The sequence below is a fragment of the Chromatiales bacterium genome (assembly GCA_020445605.1).
Classification (GTDB): Bacteria; Pseudomonadota; Gammaproteobacteria; order JAGRGH01; family JAGRGH01; genus JAGRGH01.
The window spans coordinates 1-20,789 of record JAGRGH010000044.1; the positions used below are offsets into that span (position 1 = coordinate 1).

22 protein-coding genes and 1 tRNA gene are annotated in these 20,789 nt (G+C 66.7%); 13 read left to right on the forward strand and 10 right to left on the reverse strand.

The annotated features are described in order from the left end of the window. The first annotated feature begins 146 nt into the window (after positions 1–146). The 3 genes from KDG50_09315 to ispH are packed head-to-tail and all read left to right on the forward strand — an operon-like array spanning position 147 to position 2,162. Complete coding sequence (locus KDG50_09315; GenBank protein ID MCB1865619.1) at positions 147–683, forward strand: cob(I)yrinic acid a,c-diamide adenosyltransferase; 537 nt, start codon at positions 147–149, stop codon at positions 681–683. A gap of 51 nt (positions 684–734) precedes the next feature. Beyond that, positions 735–1,187 carry an FKBP-type peptidyl-prolyl cis-trans isomerase gene (locus tag KDG50_09320; protein MCB1865620.1) on the forward strand — a complete coding sequence of 151 codons (453 nt, stop codon included), beginning with the start codon at positions 735–737 and terminating at the stop codon, positions 1,185–1,187. A 33-nt stretch (positions 1,188–1,220) separates the two neighbouring features. After that, entirely contained in the window at positions 1,221–2,162 is a 942-nt protein-coding gene (gene ispH, locus KDG50_09325; GenBank protein MCB1865621.1) for a 4-hydroxy-3-methylbut-2-enyl diphosphate reductase, read from the forward strand. A 152-nt stretch (positions 2,163–2,314) separates the two neighbouring features. Here the strand turns inward: ispH and KDG50_09330 are convergent, their stop codons facing one another. Genes KDG50_09330 through KDG50_09360 form a run of 7 tightly spaced genes read right to left on the reverse strand, consistent with a single transcriptional unit; the run spans position 2,315 to position 9,954 of the window. Next, a complete protein-coding gene (locus KDG50_09330; GenBank protein ID MCB1865622.1) occupies positions 2,315–2,743 on the reverse strand; it encodes a type IV pilin protein in 429 nt (142 codons plus the stop codon). A gap of 26 nt (positions 2,744–2,769) precedes the next feature. Further along, a complete protein-coding gene (locus tag KDG50_09335) occupies positions 2,770–3,204 on the reverse strand; it encodes a hypothetical protein (GenBank protein ID MCB1865623.1) in 435 nt (144 codons plus the stop codon). Positions 3,205–3,209: 5 nt separating this feature from the next. Then, positions 3,210–7,136, reverse strand: coding sequence for a hypothetical protein (locus tag KDG50_09340; GenBank protein ID MCB1865624.1), 3,927 nt, complete (start codon positions 7,134–7,136; stop codon positions 3,210–3,212). A gap of 26 nt (positions 7,137–7,162) precedes the next feature. Then, complete coding sequence (locus tag KDG50_09345) at positions 7,163–7,846, reverse strand: hypothetical protein (GenBank protein ID MCB1865625.1); 684 nt, start codon at positions 7,844–7,846, stop codon at positions 7,163–7,165. A 34-nt stretch (positions 7,847–7,880) separates the two neighbouring features. Beyond that, the gene (locus KDG50_09350) at positions 7,881–8,921 is read right to left on the reverse strand and encodes a PilW family protein (protein MCB1865626.1); all 1,041 of its coding nucleotides are present in this window, start codon (positions 8,919–8,921) and stop codon (positions 7,881–7,883) included. Then, positions 8,918–9,406, reverse strand: coding sequence for a type IV pilus modification protein PilV (gene pilV / locus KDG50_09355; protein ID MCB1865627.1), 489 nt, complete (start codon positions 9,404–9,406; stop codon positions 8,918–8,920). The genes KDG50_09350 and pilV overlap by 4 nt, the downstream gene beginning before the upstream one ends. Further along, positions 9,391–9,954, reverse strand: a complete 564-nt coding sequence (locus KDG50_09360) for a GspH/FimT family pseudopilin (GenBank protein ID MCB1865628.1) — start codon at positions 9,952–9,954, stop codon at positions 9,391–9,393. The genes pilV and KDG50_09360 overlap by 16 nt, the downstream gene beginning before the upstream one ends. Positions 9,955–10,071: 117 nt before the next feature. Between KDG50_09360 and KDG50_09365 the strand changes: the two genes are divergently transcribed. After that, positions 10,072–11,187 (forward strand): FAD-dependent oxidoreductase, encoded by a 1,116-nt coding sequence (locus KDG50_09365; GenBank protein MCB1865629.1) that lies wholly within the window; start codon positions 10,072–10,074, stop codon positions 11,185–11,187. Here the strand turns inward: KDG50_09365 and KDG50_09370 are convergent. Further along, on the reverse strand, positions 11,172–11,351 hold the full coding sequence (locus KDG50_09370) for a hypothetical protein (GenBank protein MCB1865630.1): 180 nt from the start codon (positions 11,349–11,351) through the stop codon (positions 11,172–11,174). The two genes, KDG50_09365 and KDG50_09370, sit on opposite strands and share 16 nt — an antisense overlap. Positions 11,352–11,443: 92 nt before the next feature. Here KDG50_09370 and KDG50_09375 point away from each other — a divergent pair. Next, positions 11,444–11,519: transfer RNA gene (locus KDG50_09375), tRNA-Thr, on the forward strand. A gap of 67 nt (positions 11,520–11,586) precedes the next feature. On the opposite strand, the gene KDG50_09380 is transcribed toward KDG50_09375, so the two are convergent. Continuing rightward, a complete protein-coding gene (locus KDG50_09380; protein MCB1865631.1) occupies positions 11,587–12,630 on the reverse strand; it encodes an NADP(H)-dependent aldo-keto reductase in 1,044 nt (347 codons plus the stop codon). A 75-nt stretch (positions 12,631–12,705) separates the two neighbouring features. Between KDG50_09380 and djlA the strand changes: the two genes are divergently transcribed. Further along, complete coding sequence (gene djlA, locus KDG50_09385) at positions 12,706–13,515, forward strand: co-chaperone DjlA (GenBank protein MCB1865632.1); 810 nt, start codon at positions 12,706–12,708, stop codon at positions 13,513–13,515. Here djlA and KDG50_09390 read toward each other — a convergent pair. Next, positions 13,512–14,900, reverse strand: a complete 1,389-nt coding sequence (locus KDG50_09390) for a hypothetical protein (protein ID MCB1865633.1) — start codon at positions 14,898–14,900, stop codon at positions 13,512–13,514. The genes djlA and KDG50_09390 overlap by 4 nt on opposite strands. A gap of 86 nt (positions 14,901–14,986) precedes the next feature. On the opposite strand from KDG50_09390, the gene KDG50_09395 reads away from it, so the two are divergent. From KDG50_09395 to trpC, 7 genes are all read left to right on the forward strand, one after another. Beyond that, positions 14,987–15,217, forward strand: coding sequence for a DUF350 domain-containing protein (locus KDG50_09395; protein ID MCB1865634.1), 231 nt, complete (start codon positions 14,987–14,989; stop codon positions 15,215–15,217). 159 nt (positions 15,218–15,376) lie between these two features. Beyond that, on the forward strand, positions 15,377–16,078 hold the full coding sequence (gene rpe / locus KDG50_09400) for a ribulose-phosphate 3-epimerase (protein ID MCB1865635.1): 702 nt from the start codon (positions 15,377–15,379) through the stop codon (positions 16,076–16,078). A gap of 11 nt (positions 16,079–16,089) precedes the next feature. Further along, positions 16,090–16,767: a phosphoglycolate phosphatase gene (locus KDG50_09405; protein ID MCB1865636.1), complete on the forward strand. Its 678-nt coding sequence runs from the start codon at positions 16,090–16,092 to the stop codon at positions 16,765–16,767. Positions 16,768–16,883: 116 nt separating this feature from the next. Beyond that, positions 16,884–18,368, forward strand: coding sequence for an anthranilate synthase component I (locus tag KDG50_09410; GenBank protein ID MCB1865637.1), 1,485 nt, complete (start codon positions 16,884–16,886; stop codon positions 18,366–18,368). A 3-nt stretch (positions 18,369–18,371) separates the two neighbouring features. Beyond that, positions 18,372–18,950 carry an aminodeoxychorismate/anthranilate synthase component II gene (locus KDG50_09415; protein MCB1865638.1) on the forward strand — a complete coding sequence of 193 codons (579 nt, stop codon included), beginning with the start codon at positions 18,372–18,374 and terminating at the stop codon, positions 18,948–18,950. A 5-nt stretch (positions 18,951–18,955) separates the two neighbouring features. Then, on the forward strand, positions 18,956–19,975 hold the full coding sequence (gene trpD / locus KDG50_09420; protein ID MCB1865639.1) for an anthranilate phosphoribosyltransferase: 1,020 nt from the start codon (positions 18,956–18,958) through the stop codon (positions 19,973–19,975). Between the two features lie 8 nt (positions 19,976–19,983). After that, entirely contained in the window at positions 19,984–20,781 is a 798-nt protein-coding gene (trpC, locus tag KDG50_09425; GenBank protein ID MCB1865640.1) for an indole-3-glycerol phosphate synthase TrpC, read from the forward strand. Positions 20,782–20,789: the final 8 nt, after the last annotated feature.

The following is a 20,789-nucleotide window of genomic DNA, read 5'->3' on the forward strand; positions in this document are numbered from 1 at the left end:
GCGGCACAGGGAGGTGCCGCCATTTCTGCTGGCGTTCTGGCCAGCAGAAATGCAAGAAGACGAAAAACCACGCTTTTTCGTTTTCGTGGACCTGGCAATCCGGGACGGATTGATCAGGGCTTCCGTTAGGGTATAGTCCGCGCGCGATGGGAAACCGACTGACCCGCATCTACACCCGCACCGGCGACGATGGCACGACCGGCCTCGCCAATGGCACGCGCCTGGAAAAGACCGACGCGCGCATCGAAGCCATCGGCGCGGTCGACGAGCTGAATTCCACGCTCGGGCTCGCGCTGGCCGCCAGCGCGCTCGGCGCCGCACTGCGCGATCAGTTGCGCAGGCTCCAGCACCGCCTGTTCGATCTCGGCGCGGACCTCGCGCTGCCGGGGCAGGACACGCTGGGCGATGAGCATGTCGCGGCGCTGGAACGCGCCATCGACGACATGAACGCCGGTCTTCCGCCGCTCAAGGAGTTTATCCTGCCGGGCGGTGGCGATGCGGCGGCGCGTCTGCACGTGGCGCGGGCGACCTGCCGCCGCGCGGAGCGTTGTGTGCTGGCGCTCGGCGACACCGCACCGCGTGGTGGCGCCCGTTACCTCAATCGCCTTTCGGACTGGCTGTTCGTGGCCGCACGCATCTGTGCGCGGCTCGACGGCGGCGAGGTCTACTGGCGCCGCGACTGAGCGGCAGCGCCGGCGTGCATACCCGGCGATTCACATCAAACTCCGCAATCCGTGTCAGAACCGACGGACGTCCCCACCATCCGCGCCGGCAGCCGCGTGCGCATGCACCTGGAACTCGCGCTGGGCAACGGCGAGGTCGTGGAGTCCAGCTTCGGCGGCGAGCCGTTCGAGTTCACGCTCGGTGACGGCACGTTTGCCGAGCCGATCGAGCGTGCCCTGCGCGGGCTTGCGCAAGGCCAGCGCGAGCAGATCTTCGTTCCCTTCGAGGCCGCCTTCGGCTGGCCCGATCCCGACCTCGTGCACGTGCTCGCGCGCGCGGATTTCGCCGAAGGCCAGCTCGAGGAGGGCGTGATCCTCGAGTTCGCCACCCCCGGCGGCAGCACGACGCCCGGGCGCATCGTCGCAATCGATGCCGAGCAGGTCTCGGTCGACTTCAATCACCCGCTGGCCGGGCATGACCTGGTGCTGACCGTCGAAGTACTCGGGGTTCGCCCGCCCGCTTGAAGCGGTGGCGGGCCCGGCGGTATCGTCGTAACGATGCAGATTTTGCTTGCGAATCCGCGCGGTTTTTGCGCCGGGGTCGACCGCGCAATCGATATCGTCGAGCGCGCGCTGGAATCCTTCGGTGCGCCGATCTATGTGCGTCACGAGGTCGTGCACAACCGCTTCGTGGTCGAAGACCTGCGCGGGCGCGGCGCGGTATTCGTCGACGAGATTGCCGAGGTGCCGGCCGGCGCCACGGTGATCTTCTCCGCGCATGGTGTTTCGCAGCAGGTGCGCGAAGAAGCAGACCTGCGCGACCTGCGCGTGTTCGACGCGACCTGCCCGCTGGTCACGAAGGTGCATCTGGAGGTCGCCGGGCTCGCCGCGCAGGGGGTCGAGGTCATCCTGATCGGCCACCGCGGGCATCCGGAGGTCGAGGGCACCATGGGTCAGTATCGTGGTGCGGGCGGTGCCATCTATCTGGTCGAAACGCTCGACGATGTGGCCCGGCTGGTGCCGCGTGATCCCGCGCGGCTCGCGTATGTTACGCAGACGACGCTTTCGGTCGACGACACCGACGCGATCGTCGAAGCCTTGCGCGCGCGCTTCCCGCGCATCCGCGGTCCGCGCAAGGACGACATCTGCTACGCCACGCAGAACCGGCAGGATGCAGTCAAACGCCTTGCCGAGCGTTGCGATCGCGTGCTCGTGGTCGGTTCGCCCTCGAGTTCCAATTCCAACCGTCTGCGTGAACTCGCGGAGAAACTCGGCACGCCGGCTTATCTCATCGATGGTGCGGACGACATCCGTCGCGAGTGGATCGACGGTGCCGAACGCATCGGCGTGACGGCCGGCGCGTCGGCGCCGGAACTGCTGGTTCGGCAGGTGCTCGAACGGCTGCGCGAATGGGGCGCCGACGGCGTCGAGGAACTCGACGGCCGGCGTGAAGAGGTGGTCTTTTCCCTGCCGCGCGAACTGAAACGCGCCGTGACCTGAACCCGCGGCGCAGTGGAGTGCCGCCGTTTTCAACGGCTGCATGCCGTGGAAAACGAAAGAAAACGAAAACCCACGCTTTTTCGTTTTCGCTGCTCTGTCAATCCTTACGATGGATTGATCACGGTTTCCCCGGGTTCAGGCTTTTGCCTTCTTTACCAGCAGGCGTCCGATGACGCGCCGGAGCCGGACTGCACACCAAGGTAGTTCAGGCTGATCTTCGTGCAGTCGCTGTCGTTCGAGACGGCCTTGCCCGATTTCGGCGTCGCGGTGGTCGTGTAGCGCTGGCCTGAGTTCGTGACGGTCAGCGCGATGGCGTATTTGGGGTCGGTATCGGCGCTGTTGCCATCGAACGGTGCGTCCGGGTCCGACGGGTCGCGCGCCAGCGACGAGATGTTCGCCGTGTAGCGGTTGTTGATGGTGAAGAAGCGTTCCTGCGCGAGCGCAATCTGCATCAGTGCCTTGCGCCCCTCGCTGCGCTGGGCCTTGATCACGTAGCTGTTGTAGGCCGGGATCGCGACGGTGGTCAGTACCACGAGCACCGCGAGCGCGATCATCAGCTCGATCAGCGAGAAGCCCCGCATCGGGCGCGGTCCGCAGGTGGCGAACATCATTCCTCCGGGCGCGGGGGAACGATACGCGCCTCGCGTACAAAAGGTGCATTGAACTGTCGATCGAGCCTTTCGGTTACGGTGATGCCCAGCCAGACCTCGGGCTCAAGCTCTTCGATTTTCATCGGCAGCCCACGCGCATCATAGAATCTTGAATCCTTTCCGACCATGAATGACGTTTCAACGAAATCAAGGCGTCCTTCTGGCTGCTCGACATTGCTGAGCTGGCCGACGAAGGTGAATCGCGAATAGTCGAAGCCGCGAGAGGGGGCAGTCGCCGTCGTCGGCGTGGACGATGGAATGTTCGCCGCGGGTGCAGGTTTCGCGTTCTGTGTAGGGATCTCCACCACGCTCACGGCGCCGGCCGTGAGCGCCCAAAGGCTGCCAAGGGTCGCGGCAAGGATTCGGGTCGACAGGGTCTTCATGTTGTTCACCCTCCTCAGTAACCGACATGGGTCCAGGACGTGCGCGTGCACAGGCCGGCCTGATACTGGATGTCCTTGGTGTCCAGCGCCGGGCCGGAGCCGCTCGAGTCGTCCTTCGAGATCACGACCTTGCCGGCGCCCGCGCCGGTGCCTGAGCACGCGCTCGCCCCGCCACTGCTGCCGCCGCTGGACGAACCGCTGCCCGACGACCCGCTGGCGCCCGACGAACTGCCGGAGCTGCTACTGCTGCTGGTCTGGTCATAGGCCGTGGTCAGGCCGCCCAGCGCGGTCGGCTGCCAGTAGAGGTCTGCCGAGTACACGCCCGCCGGGTTCTCGCCGGCATCGGTCTGGTCATTGTCGAAGCTGCCGTTGCCGTCGACATCGAACACCACGAAGTCGGGTTCACCACCCGTGAGCAGGTCCGCGGCCATGACCCAGGATTTGCCGGCGCTGTCGCACAGCGTCCCCTGCGGGATGGCCGTGACCCAGGCGACGACCTCGCCGAGGATCAGCGGGCTGACGATCACGCGCTCGCTGCTGGTCGGCAGGTCCACATACCAGCCGCTCTTGTCCTGATAGTTCACGGCCTCGCGTGTGAGTAGGCGAACGTCATTGGCCGGGTCGGTGCCGCCGCCGTCCGGATCGACCGACGACAGACTGATGGTCTGCTCGACCAGGTTCGAGCGCACGATCGGCAGACTCTTCGCCGTCAGCGGATTACCGCTCGCCGGGCCGCGGTCCCAGACCGCGTACATGGTCTGGGTGTCGGTGTTGGACTTCGCCGTGCTTGAGACAAATTCGCCGGTGCCGAAGAACACGAGCAAGTTGGGGGTGGTCGCCGAGCCGCGCTCGGTCGGATGGAAGGCCACCGCCGGCTGCGTGGTGATCGGCTGTTTGGCGTCGGCGTCGTTGCGGGCGCGGAACAGCGGTGAAGAGCCGCCGATCGAGGCCCACGACCCCGTCGAAACCGTCGAGATGTCAAACGCCCACAGATTGCCGTGCACGTCGCCGGCATAGACGCGGTCGGCAACGCCGTCGAAATTGAAGTCGACCACGGCCGGCGTCGACAGGCCGTTGCAGTCGCTGCTTCCGTCCGCGCAATTGCTGTTCGCGACCGAGCCCACGCCGGTGTCGATCGCCTTGATCAGCGAGCCGTCCTCCAGATCGGCGATGTACAGCACGGCACGGCCGTTGCTGGTGTTGTTGTAGCCGTTGCCGAAGATCACGCCCCATTTGCCGTTGTGGAGCTTGGCGATCGTCGGCCGTGCGAAGGTGTAACCCAGTGCTTCGTATCCGGACGCGGTGTTGGTGATCTCCCACATCACCATGCTGGCCGCGTTCGCCTCGCTGAAGTTCGCCGGGTTCGTGATGTTCATCGCGAAGATGCCCTTGCCGCCGGCGCGCAGCGAGCCGACCAGGGCGGTACCCCACTCATCGGAGCTGTTGCCGTCGAAGTCGATGTAGGCATCGGCCGCCGTCGGCGAACCATCGACGTAGTACTTGTGTTCGTAGTCCGGGCTGGACAATGCGGAGACATAGCCGCCGGCGCTGAACAGCATGCCCGGGAAATATGCGAACTTCTCGTAGCCGGTCGTCGCGTCGACGCCGTGCAGCGCGCCGTCGTTCGCGCCGATGTAGACCATGGCGGTGCGGTTGGTGGCGGTTACGTACGAGGAGTAGGCCGGCGCCGGTGACGGCTCGATGGTGTCCGGGTACTTGTTCGCCGCCGGATTGCCGACATACAGCGGCGCGGAGTTGACGATGTCGCCCAGCAGGTCGCCGCTGTCGCGCTCGCGAAGCCCGGTGTCGTCATCCTCGTTGCTGCGGTCGCCGCGCAGCCAGTCAATGATCTTCACGCCATGCTCGAAGTTGGCCTGCCGTGCACTGGCAAACAGGACATTGAGGATGTTGGTCACCAGGTTGTCGTAATCGTATGGCGCATCGGAAAGCAGGTCGCGAACCTGGGTCTGGCTCAGATAGCTCGAGGTGCCCAGTAGATTGGTGGTGAGGTAGATCAGGTAGTTCAGAACACCACCATCGCCAGGAAACGTCAGCGGCACGCCCTGGGTGCCGTTGAACGTGATGATCTGCCGCGCGGGTGCGCTGTTTGCGCCCGAAACCTGATCCTCCAGCTTGCTGGCCACGGCGAAGCTTGCCGTGTTCGAAAAGGCCTGCGTGTTGCTGTCGTAGGCGAAGGCCTTGACGTTGCCGGACCACGAACTCGAATCGAAGCTGGCCTGGTACACGAGGCCGCCCGCGCCGAGGTTGGTCGAGTTGACGGCCACCGCGGCTGCGGCCGCTGTATTGCGATTGTCGATGTCCGAAAATGCCTCCAGCAGTGAATCGATGAGATCCTGCGGATCGCCCGCCGACAGAAACTGACCGCGACCGTTCCACGCCGCGTGGCGCATGTCGTCGATGGTCGTGGCCGAATCCGCGACCGGGTTCGGCCAGCCGGACCCCGACGACGCGCTTGGGTTATCGCAGATCTCGGGCCAGTTCTGGCTGGCCACCGAGGTGGTCCGGTCGGTCGGGTTGCAGCTCGTGTTGCCGCTCAGTCCGAAGGCCACGGTGAAGGTCACCATGTGCTGTTCGGTATTGTCATCCTGATCGGCCGAACTGCCGATGTTCGACGATGGCACCTTGCCGGTCAGCGTGGTATCGAGGTCAGTCTCGTACCACTTCATTGCAACGTCGGCCAGCGTGTTTCTGTAGGTATCCGCATACGACTGGCCGTCCCAATCGCCGGTGCCGTCGGTGTCAGTGTTGCCTACTCCGCTGCTGCCGGTCGTGGTACTCCACTCGTCGCCTGAATCGGTGTTCCAGTACCCGTCGGACATCACCACCGCAAAGTTCTGCTGGCACTCGCCGCCATCGGACGCGGACAGGATGGGGGTCTCATCGCTGGCACTGAAACCGAACAGGTTCGTGCCGGTGCTGTCAGCTGCGCTGAAGTACTTGCCTACGTTGTTCAGGCCGCTACGCAGCGGCGTGCCGCTGTTTGAATTGATGCGGAAAAGATTGCGCATCAGTTTGAACTTGTTGTCCGCGGCCGAGGTGTCGAGCGGCACGCTGATGTCATCCACATCTGCGATCTCGGTGCCGACCTCCTGTGGGTCTCGATAGGCAGATCCGTACGGCGGCTGCACTCCATAGTTGCGAGTGATGCCGTTGTTGCGATTGATGGTCGAAAGCCCGATGCGCTGCTTGGATTCGCTGATGACCTCCGACAGCGCGCGTTTGGCGACGTACTCGCGCTTTCTGTAATAGGAATACCAGTTGGCGAAATTGGTCTTTTGAGCGTCACTCAGGGTGCTGACGTACACGCGGTTTTCGCTTGCCGTCGGGCACTCGCCGTTGTCGTATTCCTCGTCGTTGTCGGCGTCGTTCCACGGGTAGTAAAAGGCACCCCTGATGCTCTGGGGGTCGGACGAGCCTTGCGGACCGACCTGCGTCAGGAGATTGCAGTAGCCGTTGTTGTCGCCCTGGTCGCCATTGCCGGAATTGCAGTTGTTCTCGGGATTCGCCAGGTACGGGTTTTCCCTCGCTGCCGTTACGGACTGGTCGGCGTACGCCACGCCTCCTTCGTCTGTGCCAACCCATGGCGTGTAGGTGACGTTCGGGTTGTACATAAGTGCGTTGTAGCCCGCGCACAGCTCCAGGCGCTCCGTGCTGTTGTCCGGCGAGAGATCGATCCAGCCCGATCCACCCTGGCTGCCCGTGCCCGATGCTCGGATCATGACTTCCCAGTCCATCGAGCCGGAATCGTCGGTCAGGATCATGATGTTCGACTGCACGGGCTGCTGCAGGAACACCGGGATGTCCGCGAGCGTGCCGGGGGCGGCCGCGGCCTGGCCGGCGGCGAGCGTCATGCCCGCGGCCGTGGCCAGCGTTGCGATGTGGCGAAGCGTGTTCGCGATGATGCGGTGTGGTGTGGACATCGTTGTCACCTCCGGCCGTGAGCGGCTCACAGCGGAATCTCGAAATGCGATTGCAGCACCTGGGCGGTGATGGGGCGCTCGTTGCCGGCGTCGTTCACTTCGATCTGCCGGCCCCAGCCGACCGAGGTGATGCGGAAACCGAGCCGCACGATTGTGAAGGCCTGTCCCTCGGCGTCCTGCACGAGGTTCTGGCCGGTGGTCGCACCGCGACCGACGTACTCGATGACGTAGCGCGGCGAGCGGATCAGCCCGAGTGAGGCCAGCGTGCTGCCCGAGACGGCATTGGCGTAGTTGAAGTCGTAGTCGGACTCGTTCACGGGTTCCCAGTTGTCGGCGTTGCGCAGGTCCAGGTCTGGCGGCATCGCGAGTGAGGTCACGCCGGAGAGCGTCAATCCGGATGGCGCCGGGTCCGCCGGGCTGAACAGGAACGCGGTTGTGGTCGGCAAGTACAGCGAGGTCAGCGACGACGGCGATGCCGTGTAGTCGAGCTGCGCGGCGTTGTAGATGTTCGAGCGCAGCCAGTCCTCGGCGGAGCGGATGCCCATCTCGGCGGCCTCGCGCGCGCTCATCTGGTCGCGGTAGTTGCCGGCCATGCGCTCTTCGAGCGTGGAATCGCCGGTCGCCGAGATGCCGAGCACGGTCAGGATGACGAGGATCAACAGGGCCGTGATTAGCACCGCGCCGCTTTCGCGCCGCGCGCCCACAGGCATTCTTGCTGCGACGGGTTTCAGGGTGTTCATGCGCTCAACCACTGCCGAAACGGTTGCGCAGCCGCACGGTGACGAGCATCGATTTGAAGTCCGCGGCGGCTTCGGCGACCCCGGCGCTGGAAACCGTGGCGTCTGCGATCGGCAGTCCGTCGTTGACTTCCAGCGCCACGCGAACGCTGACGATGGACTGGCGCCGCGCGTTGGTCGTGATCTGGTCCCAGCGCGAATAGGTGTCGGCATTGCCGTCGCCGGTGGTGTCCTCGCCGTAGGTCAGGTTGAAGGTCTGCACGCCGTCGACCAGCGGCTGGCCCGCGGAGCTGCCGACTTGCCGGTACAGCGTGCGTACCGTCGAGCCGCTGGGCGCGCTGGGATTGTCGTCCACGTAGTAGCGCACGGCTTCGACCTTGTAGAGCACCGCAAGCTGGAACGGGCTCGTGCCGGGCTGCGCGGTGTCGGAGACCGTGCCGTTGGTCAGGCCCTCGGTCTCCTCGTCGGACGGTGCGGTGCTGTTGCCGACATCGGCGGAGTCATCCGCGTCCGGATCGTTCGTGACCAGAAACACCAGCGTCTTCTCGCAGTCCGTCGCGGCGGCGACGTCCCACTGCTCGATCTGCAGGTCTTCGGGCAGGGCGTCGTAGCGCGTGCTGCTGAATGCGTAGGAGGTCTTGGTGCTCGACCCCCGATCGATCTCCAGCGCGCTGCCGCCAAGCGCGTGGCGGACGTAGATCTCGTCCTGGCTGTTCGAGCCCGATTCCACGCCCCAGATGGCGTGGGTGTAGTCGTGCGGGGTGGCCGTGCCCGCCGAGACGTTCAGCACGGAGGTGACGTTCGAGGTGCCGGACTTCGCCGACTTCGCGCAGCCCGCAAAGCCCGCGGTCTGCAAGTCCTCGACGACCTTCGTGAGCGCGAAGCGCATGTTCTCTTGCAGGCGCGAAAGGGTCTCCTGCGTCTTGTAGGTCTCCTTCGTGCTCAGGAACACCTGTCCGACGCTGCCCAGCAGCAGGATACTCAGCGCCAGGGCGACCATGAGCTCGGTCAGCGTGACGCCGGACTGGCGGTGCGGATTGCCGTTCATGGCCGGAAGCTGTAGCTGAAGCGCTGCAGGGCGTTGGGGTTGCGGTTGTCGCGCCACCAGACCTTGATCGCGTAGACATCGCCGCTGTTGTCGCAGCCCGCGTCGCCCAGGCCGGACCCGGTGCCGTCGTCCGGGGTCGAGTCGCGGCAGACGATGCCTTCGCCTTCGGGCAGCTGGCTGGCGAGTTCGGTGTTCCAGCCCGACGGTGTGCAGGCGACGAGCTGCGAGGTCGTGCAGGTGTCGTTGTCGGTGATGCAGTCGCAGTCGTTCTCGTTGGCGCGGATTCGCTCGCTGATGTCCGAGGCCATGGCCGTGACCAGCGTGCGCTGATAGGCGCTGTGGTTGCCCTGCAGGGAACTGAGCTGAAGGCCGGCGATGCCGAGCAGGCCGACGGCGAGCAGCACGACGGCGACCAGCACCTCCCATACGGTGAAGCCGCGTTGCCGGGCGGGAACGGGTGGCATTGCGTTCATGTGCTCGGGCACGCGCTGTAGTACAGGGTCGCCTGGCCCGACGGCGAAATGCTCAGATTGCGGACCTGGTCGCCCTTGCAGCTCGAATGGGTCACGGTCAGGGTGACGGCCGCGGCGTGCGAGTCGTCGTCGAGCGCGCCGGAGGGCACGAAACGCACGAAGTCGTCACCGCCGTCGGCGATCGTCGGACTGCCCGCGGGTTTGGCGTAGTTGCGCAGAACGGTGTCGTCCGGTGAGTTGGGCATGGAATCGTCGGAGTCCAGCGTGCCGGCCGTGCCGTCCGGGTCCAGGATCATGATCCAGCCGTTCGCCGACCAGGTGTTTGCGCCCGAGCAGTTGGTCTGATCGGCGTTCGCCGCGCACACCGCGACCGGGGTGCTGCGCTTGATCGCCTCCGAGCGCGCCAGCTTCAGGGTGCCGACCAGGCGGTTGGCCTCGGCGCTCGCGCGGTTGTTCTGTAACATGCCCAGAAACGACGGAACGGCCACGGTCACGACCACCGCGACGACCGCGAGGGTGACCATGAGCTCGATCAATGTCATGCCAAGTGCCTGACGCATACGCTGAATCTACTCGGCCCGCACGGCCTTTCCCAAGCCCATCTTGATGAAAACGCTGGGTTTCCCGATGAGTGGCCGCGCCGCGCGCGCGGAACGTGAACGGCGTCGCAGGCCGGCATGAGCACGCAAGACGTCGTGATCATCGGCGCGGGCGCTGCTGGATTGACGGCGGCGCTGGAACTGGCCGGCGCGGGTCTGCGCGTGGCGGTCGTCGAACGTGGTGCCGCCGCGCGAGAGTCGTCCTGGGCCGGTGGCGGCATCGTCGCACCGCTGTACCCGTGGCGCTACCCGCGCGCGGTGCAGGCGCTGGCGCTGGAGGGTCATCGGCTCTGGCCGCAGTGGACGGCGCGGCTCGAGGCGCAAACCGGCGTGGCGATCGAGTACACGGCAAGCGGCATGTGGATCGGCGCGCTCGGCGACGTCGAACCCGCCCGGGCCTGGGCCGGAGAACACGGCCTGGATTGTCGACCGCTCGATGTCGACGCGGTGGCGCGGGAAACCGGGGTTCATCTGACGGGTCCGGCGCTGGCGTTTCCCGATTTCGCGCAGCTGCGTACGCCACGGCTGGGTCGCGCCCTGGCGCTGGCGGCGGTCGCCGCTGGCGTCGAACTCATCACGGACCGTGCCGCGACGGCAATCGAAACCGTCGCGGGTCGCGTGGCCGGTGTCCGGCTGGCCGATGGAACGGCGCTTGGCGCGCCGAACGTGGTCGTCGCCGCCGGCGCCTGGAGCGCCGGGTTGCTCGCGCCCCTTGGCCTGGACCTGCCGGTCGCACCCGTGCGCGGGCAGATGCTGCTGTACTCGGGCGCGGCCGGGCGGCTGGCGCCGATGGTGCTGAGCGAGGGGCGCTACCTGATCCCGCGGCGCGATGGCCGGGTGCTGTGCGGCAGCACGATGGAGGACGTGGGCTTCGAGAAGGCGACCACGGACGAGGCCGCGCAGTCCCTGCGCGCGGCCGCGGTCGGCATGGCGCCGTGGCTGGCCGATTGCCCGATCGAGGCGCACTGGGCGGGTCTGCGTCCGGGTTCGCCGGACGGTGTGCCGTTTATTGGCGCGGTGGCCGAAGTGCCGGGGCTGTATCTGAACTGCGGCCACCACCGCAACGGCATCGTGCTGGCACCGGGCAGCGCGCGGCTGCTACGTGCGCTGCTGTCCGCGGGGGAACCCGAGATCGATCCGCTGCCGTACCGGCCTGTCCTGGCCGGCGGCGAGGTCGTTCAGTCGCGATCGTAGAGCTGGTCCGGTGAAACGCCGGCCTTCTCGTAGGACACTCCGCACCGCGGGCACTGCCAGCGCGGCGCGCGCTCGTCGTCGTCGGGTTTGCGCAGATAGCCGCAGCGCGGGCACTTGATGGGCGGCGTGTCGTCGTCGTCTTCGAGGGAGAGCTCAAAATCCAATTGAAGCGACCTCCGGGCGTTTGGCGTTGAACCCGCGGGCCGGTGCGTTGTGACCCGCTCAGGTGCTCATTATACTGGCGCGTCCACTGCGTGCCGATGTAGCTCAGCTGGTAGAGCAACTGATTCGTAATCAGTAGGTCGCCGGTTCAAATCCGGCCATCGGCTCCACGCCTGTCGTCTGTTTCGCCGCCTGTCTACCTGCGCGAATTCCCCCGGAGCGACTGAATTCGGCCATTCACGGTCCGGGATTGGGCTGTGCCGTGTGAATCGCCTCGATGCCGGCGCGGACCGCGTCGCCGAGTTTCAGATCGATGCTCGCGATGTTGTATTCGAGCTGCCCGATCGTCGTTGCGCCAATGATGTTCGCGGTCACGAACGGTTGCTGGTTCACGAAGGCCAGCGCCATCTGCGCGGGGTCCAGGCCGTGGGTGCGCGCCAAGTCCACATAGGCGTGCGTCGCGCGCTCACATTGCGCGTTGTTGTAGCGGTCGAAGCGCGTGAACAGGGTCAGCCGCGCGCCGGCCGGCCGCCCGCCGTTCAGGTATTTGCCGCTCAGCACACCAAACGCCAGCGGTGAATAGGCCAGCAGGCCGAGCGATTCGCGCATCGCGATCTCCGCCAGACCGACCTCGAAGCTGCGGTTCAGCAGGCTGTAGGGATTCTGGATGCTGGCCACGCGCGCCTGTCCGGTGCGGCCAGCAATGTCCAGATAGCGCATGGCGCCCCAGGGCGTTTCGTTCGAGATGCCCACCGCGCGAACCTTGCCGGCGCGCACGAACGCGTCGAGCACGACCAGGGTCTCTTCGATCGGCACCGTCGCATGGTGATCGGGCTGGTGGCGGTAGCCGAGTTCGCCGAAGTAGTTCGTGCGCCGGTCCGGCCAGTGCACCTGGTAGAGGTCGACATAGTCGGTGCCGAGCCGTCTCAGGCTCGCGGCGAGCGCGGCCTCGAGATTGCGCCGGTCGAGCCGTACGGTACCGGGTCGCAGGTACTCCATCCACGCCGCGGGGCCGCTGACCTTGGTCGCGAGCACGACGTCGTCGCGGCGTCCGCGCTGCGCCAGCCAGCTGCCGATGTACTGCTCGGTGCGGCCCTGGGTCTGCGGTTTCGGCGGCACCGGGTACATCTCGGCGGCGTCGATGAAGTTGACGCCGCGCTCCAGCGCGAGGTCCAGCTGCGCGTGCGCCGCGGTCTCGGTGTTCTGCTCGCCGAAGGTCATGGTGCCGAGACAGATGCGACTCACGCGGATGCCGGTGCGGCCGAGCGTTGTGTATTCCATCGGAAGATCGGGGTCGTGGCGTCTGGTTTGCCACGGTAGGATAGCCGACCCTCCAGGCAGGTCTCTGATCCGCGAATGTTCTTCGGCAAGATTCTCGGCGCGATTTTCGGTTACATGGCGTTCGGTCTGATCGGCGCGCTGCTCGGCGCCCTGCTCGGCCATCAGTTTGACAAGGGCATGGCCGGCGGTCGGTTTGCGGACCTCGGCATCGGCACGGCCGACCGGGCAACCGTCCAGCGCGTGTTCTTCGACAGCGCGTTCGCGGTGATGGGCGCGATCGCGAAGGCCGATGGCCGCGTCACCCCGGACGAGATCCGGCTCGCCGAAACGGTCATGCGCCACCTGAATCTCGACGGCGAGCGGCGCGCCCGCGCCATCGCCGAGTTCAACCGCGGCAAATCGCCCGGCTTCGATCTCGCCGGGGAACTGCGCCAGCTGCGCGTGCACCTGGGCCGCCAGGTCATGCTGCGGCAGATGTTCGTGGAGATTCAGGCGCAGATCGCGCTGGTCGACGGGACACTCGACGAGACCGAGCATCGCATCCTGCTGGCGGTCTGCGATGCGCTCGACTATCCACGCGCCGCGTTCGAACGGCTCGTCTCGATGTTGCAGGCCGGGGCCGGTTTCGGCGGCGCGGGTGCGGGCCAGGCTGGCGCGGCACCGAAACCGCGCGGGCCGACACTGGAGCAGGCCTATGCGATCCTCGGCGTGCCGGCGTCGGCGACGGATGCCGAGGTCAAGCGCGCATATCGCAAGCTCCTCAGTCAGCATCACCCGGACAAGCTCGCCGCGCGCGGTGTGCCCGAAGAAATGATCAAACTCGCGAACGAGAAGACCCACGAGATCCGTCAGGCGTGGGAGCTGATCCAGCGCGAGCGGGGTTAACCGATCGGGCTTGCCGGCGAGGGTGCCGCCGGGCGTGGCGATACGGGTGGCTCCTCGCGGGTCTCGCGCAGGCGCCGCAGCCGCGCATCGAGGCGGATCAGCAAGGGGTCGATCAGCGGGCCGACGTGCAGTTGCGGCATGGAAGCCTGCTCGCCCGCACGCCGTTCGCGGGCGCCGACCGCATCCATCGCCGCGCGAAAGCTTTCGATCATGCCCGTGCCGTTGCCCAGCGCATCGGCAAGCAGGGCGCGGCCGAACCAGGTGAAATCCGCGCCGTTTTCGCAGCCGAACGAGGTGCGGTCCGCCGCCGATGCGGTCAGCACCAGGCTCGAATCGGTCGCGAGCCGGTCGATGAACGAGCCCGAGTAACAGGCCGAAACGACCAGCACGCGCCAGCGGATGCCGGCCTCGTCGAGCCAGCGCTTGAGGTCGTCCGCGCGCACGTCGTTGAGCGGCAACGGCGGGTAGTGCACCGACAGGCGCTGTTTCGTGCCGTGGCTGGTCAGGTACAGGAACAGCACATCCTCGTCGCGGTTCATGCGCTCGCCGAGCATGCGGATCGTCGCCGCCAGGTTCGAGGCCGACGCGATCGGCGGCGCGCGTTCGAGTTTCGGCTCGCTGGTCAGGATGACCGATCGACCCGTCGTGTCGTACTCGCGGTCGAACAGCGTCTGGGCGTAGCGCACCTCGCGGGCGAACACGTCTTGGGTCGAGTCGCCACCGAAGCCGACGAAGTACAGGTCGACGACGCCCGGCCGGCCGGCCTGGACCGCGGACAGCGCGCCGGTCAGGAGCGGAATCTGCCGGTACATCAGGGCCTCGGGGTCGGCGGGCATCGCAACGCGTTCGCGCGGCTCGGCGGTCGAGTGGAACAGCGCGCCGGAGATGCCGGCCTCGCCGATCGTGACCGCCGCGGCGAGATAAAGGACGGCGGCCGTGCCCGCCGCAAGGCGCCGCGCGCGCAGCGGCAGGGCGAATGCGCGCAGCAGTGCCGTCAGGAGCCAGGCGAGGACCAGCCACCAGAAGTCCTCGCTGCCGCCCGGCGGCGCCAGTTCCACGGCCGCCAGGCCCGCGCCCAGCCACACATCGGCGGCCGCCACGCTGGTCGCCACCGCGACCAGGCGATCGGGCAGGCGCGCGAGACGGCTGGCGAGATAGAACGCCAGCGCCGCGCACACCAGCACCGCCGCATGGCCCGCGAGCCCGTAGACGTCGAACTCGCGTGGTGGCTCGGTTGCGAGCCAGTCGCCGGCCAGATTCACCGCAAACGCCGTCACGACCAGCGCCAGAAACGCGTCCACCCCGGGGCGCAGGCGCGCCGGATCGACCGGCAGACCCGTGACGAGCCGCAACCCGACCGCAAGGTTTTCGAACAGCTCACGCATGAATCCGACCCGAATGCTGTTGGCGACGTGGCGTCCGGCCGCCGCGCTCGCTAAGCTTTGAAAAAAACCGAGGGGAGGCGCCGGCCATGAGTTCGTATCTCGATCCTGTCATTCTGAACTTTCTCTACGCCATCCTGGGCGGCCTGCTGACGCTGTACTTCATGCGGCTGGGCTGCAAGTGGATGAATCGCATGGTGCCGTTCAGCATCGGCGATGAGCTGCACAAGGGCAATGTGGCCGTGGGGCTCATGGTCATGGGCATCTTCATCGGCATCGGCACCGCGCTGGGGCTGGTCATCGGCCTCGGTCTGAACTGACCCCCGATCTCTGAACATCGCGCACGCCGACAGGCGGCGCCGGCGTCCGGCCGCCTCCCGCCGGCTGCATCCGGGCGCGCGTTTCGGTACCCTATCCGGCCTTTTTCCCCGGCCGCCGTGTCCGGCGGGTCGGGTGCCATTTTGTCCGGAGGTATTCCCATGGCAGAGAACTGGATCGCGCCGTCGATTCTGTCGGCAGACTTCGCCCGCCTCGGCGACGAAGTGGACATGGTCCTGAAGGCTGGGGCCGACATCGTGCATTTCGACGTCATGGACAACCATTACGTGCCGAACCTCACGATCGGGCCGCTGGTCTGCGAGGCGCTGCGCAAGCATGGCGTGACCGCGCCGATCGACGTTCACCTGATGGTCAAGCCCGTCGACCGCATCATCCCGGATTTCGCCAAGGCCGGCGCGAGCTACATCACGTTTCATCCCGAGGCCAGCGATCATATCGACCGCTCGCTGGCGCTGGTGCGCGAATCCGGCTGCAAGTCGGGTCTGGTGTTCAACCCGGCCACGCCGCTGTCGTACCTCGATCACGTCATGGACAAGATCGACATGATCCTGCTGATGTCGGTGAACCCGGGTTTCGGCGGCCAGAAGTTCATCCCCTCCGCGCTCGACAAGCTGCGCGAGGCGCGCCGGCGCATCGACGAATCGGGTTTCGACATCCGGCTCGAGATCGACGGCGGCGTGAAGGTCGACAACATCCGCGAGATTCGCGAGGCCGGCGCCGATACGTTCGTCGCGGGCTCGGCGATCTTCAGCGCGGCGGCTGCCTCGGACCCGAACCGCTACGACACCGTGGTCGGCAAGATGCGCGCCGAGCTCGCTGCCGCGAAGGCCAAGGCGGCCTGAGCCATCGAAGCATGTTCGGGCGGCCGTCCATGATCCTGATCGACGTCGACGGCACGCTCGTCGATTCGGTCCCGGACCTCGCGCTGTGTGTCGACGAGACCATGCGCGCGGTGGGGTTGCCGGCACGCGGCGAGTCGCGCGTGCGTGAGTGGGTCGGCAACGGGGTCGAGCGACTCGTGGAGCGCGCGCTGACCGATGACCTGGACGGCATGCCCGAACTCGCGCTGTTCGAGCGGGCGATGCCGGTGTTCCTGGACTGCTACCAGCGCAACACCTGCAAGCGCAGCCGTCTGTATCCCGGGGTGCGCGAAGGGCTGGATCGCCTGCGCGCCGCCGGCTTTGCGCTCGGTTGCGTGACGAACAAGGCCGGCCGGTTCACGCTGCCGCTGCTCGAGGCGCTCGGCGTGCGCAACGACTTCGGCATCGTCGTCGCCGGCGACACGCTGCCGAAGAAAAAGCCCGACCCGCTGCCCTTGCTGCATGCGGCGGAGCACTTCGGCGCGGCCCCGGCCGACTCGCTGCTGGTCGGCGACTCGATCAGCGACGTCAAGGCGGCGCGCGCCGCCGGTTTCCGTGTCGTCTGCGTCAGCTATGGCTACAACCACGGTCAGGACATCCGCTTGGCCAGTCCCGACGCGGTGATCGATTCGCTCGCCGAACTGCCGGCGTTGCTTGCGGACGCGGCCTGAGAGAGACTTTCCGCATGGTTCCGATGCGTTGGCGATGGTGGTGACGGATTGCTGTGCCGGGTGTGCGCCCGGCACCGTCGTGCCCACCATTGGATTGCCACTCACCGGAAACCGTCATGACCCATCCTGATTTCGACGCGCTGCGTGCGGCGGGCTATACGCATGCGCCGCTGGCCAGGCGCGTGCTCGCCGATCTGGACACGCCGCTGTCGGCCTACCGCAAGCTCGCGGCCGGCCCGTTTTCCTTTTTGTTCGAATCCGTGCACGGCGGCGAGAAATGGGGCCGCTATTCGATCATCGGCCTGCCCGCACGGGCGCGCATCGAGGTGACCGGACGGCGAGTCCGGCACATCGTCGACGACACCGAGGTCGAGACCGCCGAGATCGATGATCCGCTGGCCTGGGTCGACGCCTTCGCGAAACGCATGCGGGTCGCGCCGCGCGAGCACCTGCCGCGATTCACCGGCGGGCTGGTCGGCTATTTCGGCTATGACGTCGTGCGCTACATCGAGCCGCGACTCGCGGCGGGCACGCCACCGGACACACTTGGGTGTCCGGATATCGTGTTGCTCGTCAGCGATGAGGTGCTGGTGTTCGACAACCTCAGCGGCCATCTGCACCTGATCGTGCTGGCGGACCTGGACGCGGCGAATGGAATCGAGCGCGCGCGTGCCCGGCTGGAGGAACTGATCAGCCGGCTCGATGAGCCCGTTGCGCATGCAGCCCGCCCCGCGGCCGGCAAACGACTGGACGAAGCGGATTTCGTCTCGGCGTTCACGCGCGAGGGGTACGAGGCGGCGGTCGGCCGGATCAAGGACTACATCGTCGACGGCGACGTCATGCAGGTCGTGCTTGCGCAGCGCATGTCCGTGCCGTTTGCGGCGCCGCCGGTGGATCTCTACCGCGCGCTGCGCAGCCTGAACCCGTCGCCGTACATGTTCTTCATGGACCTCGGCGCATTCCAGATCGTCGGTTCGTCGCCGGAGATCCTGGTGCGGCTCGAGGGCGATATTGTGACCGTGCGGCCGATCGCCGGCACGCGCCCGCGCGGTCGCGACAACGACGAAGATCTGGCGCTGGAGCAGGAGCTTCTTGCCGATCCGAAGGAACGCGCCGAGCATCTGATGCTCATCGACCTCGGGCGCAACGACGTCGGGCGGGTCGCGGAGATCGGCAGCGTGCGGGTGACCGAACAGATGGTCATCGAGCGCTATTCACACGTCATGCACATCGTCTCGAACGTCGAGGCCCGCATCGGCTCCGGGCTGGATGCGATGGATACGCTGCGCGCGACCTTTCCCGCCGGCACGGTCAGCGGCGCGCCAAAGGTCCGCGCCATGGAGATCATCGACGAACTCGAGCCGGTCAAGCGCGGCGTCTACGCCGGCGCGGTCGGCTATCTGGGCTGGAACGGTGACATGGACACCGCGATCGCAATCCGCACCGCCGTGATTCGCGACGGACGGCTCTATATTGAGGCCGGCGCCGGAATCGTGGCCGACTCGGTGCCGGCGCGCGAATGGGACGAGACCATGAACAAGGGTCGCGCGATCTTTCGCGCCGCGGCGCTGGCCGTTTCGGGCCTGCGGCTGGAGGACTGAACGATGCTGCTGGTCATCGACAACTACGACTCGTTCACCTACAACCTCGTGCAGTATTTCGGCGAGCTTGGCGCCGATGTCCGGGTGGTGCGCAACGACGCCGTCGATCTCGCCGCCATCGAGGCCATGCACCCGCAGCGCATCGTGATCTCGCCCGGGCCGTGCACGCCGACCGAGGCCGGTGTCTCACTGGACGTCATCCGCGAATTCGCCGGACGCGTGCCGATCCTCGGCGTGTGTCTCGGGCACCAGGCCATCGGCCAGGCCTTCGGCGGGCGCGTGGTGCACGCGCGTGAAGTCATGCACGGCAAGACCTCGCCGATCCATCACGCGGGGCAGGGCGTTTTCGCCGGACTGGAAACGCCGTTCGATGCGACCCGCTATCACTCGCTGGTCGTCGAACGTGGCACCCTGCCGGACGAACTCGAGGAGACCGCGTGGACGCTGCGCGGCGACGGCAGCCGCGACGAAATCATGGGGCTGCGCCACCGCAGTTTCCCGATCGAGGGCGTGCAGTTTCATCCGGAGTCCATCCTGACGCGCCATGGGCACGAACTGCTGGGGAATTTTCTGAAACGATGAACACGCTGAGCTTGCCGGGCGCCATCGCCCGGGTCATCGACCGTGGAGATCTGGCGGGCGACGAGATGCAGGCCGTCATGCACACGATCATGACCGGCGGCGCGACCCCGGCGCAGATCGGCGGGTTCCTGGTGGGCCTGCGGATGAAGGGCGAAACCGTCGCAGAGATTGCCGCCGCCGCGCGGGTCATGCGCGAACTCGCGACGCCGGTGGTCGTTGCCAATCGTGCGCATCTCGTGGACACCTGCGGTACCGGTGGCGATGGTGCGCGCATGTTCAACGTTTCCACGGCCGCGGCCTTTGTCGCGGCCGCGGGCGGGGCGCGTGTGGCGAAGCACGGTAACCGTTCGATCTCCAGTCGCTCGGGCAGCGCGGACGTGCTGGAGGCCGCCGGCGTTCGACTTGATCTGACGCCCGAACAGGTCGCCGCCTGCATCGACGAGGTCGGCGTCGGATTCATGTTCGCCCCCGCGCATCACGGCGCGATGAAGCACGCGATCGGGCCGCGGCGCGAAATGGCGGTGCGCACGGTGTTCAATCTGCTCGGCCCGCTGACGAACCCGGCCGGGGCGCCGAACCAGGTGCTCGGGGTGTTCGATGCGCGCTGGCTGGAGCCGATGGCCGAGGTGCTGCGGGAACTGGGCAGCCGCCATGTGCTGGTCGTGCATTCCGACGACGGGCTCGATGAGATTTCCGTCGGTGCCACGACCGAAGTCGCGGAACTTCGCGGTGGCGAGATCCGTCGTTATCGGATCGAACCGGAGGCTTTCGGCTGCACCCGGGCCGATATTGCACAGCTCGCCGTCGACGATGCGCAGCAGAGTCTTGCGCGCATCCGTGCGGTGTTCGATGGCGAGCCGGGTGCGGCGGCCGACATCGTCGCGCTGAATGCCGGTGCCGCGCTGTATGTCGCCGGGCTTGCCGATGACCATGCAGCCGGCGTGAAGCGGGCGCGCGAACTCACCGCGAACGGCGCGGCACGCGAGTGTCTCGGCCGGCTCGTGGCGTTTTCCGGCGCGCAGTGACCGTCGCTGTGCGCGCGGACACGCCGGATATCCTCAAGCGCATTCTGCGCCGCAAGCTCGAGGAGATTGCCGAGCGCAGCGCACAGGTCAGCCTGCAAGCGCTGATGGAACGCATCGACACGGTTCCCGCGCGCGGCTTCGTCGAGGCGATCCGCGCGCGTGTTGCGAGCGGTGGACCGGCCGTCATCGCCGAGATCAAGAAGGCCTCGCCAAGCAAGGGCGTGCTGCGTGCGGACTTCCATCCGGCCGAGATCGCGCGCGACTACGCGGCACATGGCGCGACCTGTCTGTCGGTGCTGACCGACGCGGATTTTTTCCAGGGCAGCGAGGACTACCTGCGCCGCGCGCGCGCGGCATGCGGGCTGCCGGTGATCCGCAAGGATTTCATCATCGATCCCTATCAGGTGTATGAATCGCGCGCGATCGGCGCGGACTGCATCCTGCTGATCGTCGCCGCACTCGGCGATGTCCAGCTGCGCGAACTGGCGCGCATGGCCGCTGATCTGGGGCTGGACGTGCTCGTCGAGGTCCACGATGTGGAAGAACTCGAACGTGCGCTGGCGCTGGATGTGGCGCTGATCGGCATCAACAATCGGGATCTGCGCACGTTTGACGTGCGCCTTGAAACGACGCTGGCGATGCTCGAACGGATGCCCGCGGATCGAATCGTCGTGACCGAGAGCGGCATCCATGCCCGCGAAGATGTCGCGCGCATGCGCGCCGCGGGTGTGCAGGCGTTTCTGGTGGGCGAGGCGTTCATGCGTGCGGCCTCGCCTGGCGCGGAACTCGAACGGCTGTTCGGCTGAGCGGCGCT

Excerpts from the sequence above, each read along its gene's own strand:
- djlA (MCB1865632.1), top strand. The coding sequence starts at position 12,706 with ATGTTCTTCGGCAAGATTCTCGGCGCGATTTTCGGTTACATGGCGTTC.
- KDG50_09395 (MCB1865634.1), top strand. The coding sequence starts at position 14,987 with ATGAGTTCGTATCTCGATCCTGTCATTCTGAACTTTCTCTACGCCATC.
- KDG50_09315 (MCB1865619.1), top strand. The coding sequence starts at position 147 with ATGGGAAACCGACTGACCCGCATCTACACCCGCACCGGCGACGATGGC.
- rpe (MCB1865635.1), top strand. The coding sequence starts at position 15,377 with ATGGCAGAGAACTGGATCGCGCCGTCGATTCTGTCGGCAGACTTCGCC.
- KDG50_09360 (MCB1865628.1), bottom strand. The coding sequence starts at position 9,954 with ATGCGTCAGGCACTTGGCATGACATTGATCGAGCTCATGGTCACCCTC.
- KDG50_09380 (MCB1865631.1), bottom strand. The coding sequence starts at position 12,630 with ATGGAATACACAACGCTCGGCCGCACCGGCATCCGCGTGAGTCGCATC.
- KDG50_09345 (MCB1865625.1), bottom strand. The coding sequence starts at position 7,846 with ATGCCTGTGGGCGCGCGGCGCGAAAGCGGCGCGGTGCTAATCACGGCC.
- KDG50_09415 (MCB1865638.1), top strand. The coding sequence starts at position 18,372 with ATGCTGCTGGTCATCGACAACTACGACTCGTTCACCTACAACCTCGTG.
- KDG50_09350 (MCB1865626.1), bottom strand. The coding sequence starts at position 8,921 with ATGAACGGCAATCCGCACCGCCAGTCCGGCGTCACGCTGACCGAGCTC.
- KDG50_09340 (MCB1865624.1), bottom strand. The coding sequence starts at position 7,136 with ATGTCCACACCACACCGCATCATCGCGAACACGCTTCGCCACATCGCA.
- ispH (MCB1865621.1), top strand. The coding sequence starts at position 1,221 with ATGCAGATTTTGCTTGCGAATCCGCGCGGTTTTTGCGCCGGGGTCGAC.
- KDG50_09365 (MCB1865629.1), top strand. The coding sequence starts at position 10,072 with ATGAGCACGCAAGACGTCGTGATCATCGGCGCGGGCGCTGCTGGATTG.
- KDG50_09405 (MCB1865636.1), top strand. The coding sequence starts at position 16,090 with ATGTTCGGGCGGCCGTCCATGATCCTGATCGACGTCGACGGCACGCTC.
- KDG50_09410 (MCB1865637.1), top strand. The coding sequence starts at position 16,884 with ATGACCCATCCTGATTTCGACGCGCTGCGTGCGGCGGGCTATACGCAT.
- KDG50_09330 (MCB1865622.1), bottom strand. The coding sequence starts at position 2,743 with ATGCGGGGCTTCTCGCTGATCGAGCTGATGATCGCGCTCGCGGTGCTC.
- KDG50_09390 (MCB1865633.1), bottom strand. The coding sequence starts at position 14,900 with ATGCGTGAGCTGTTCGAAAACCTTGCGGTCGGGTTGCGGCTCGTCACG.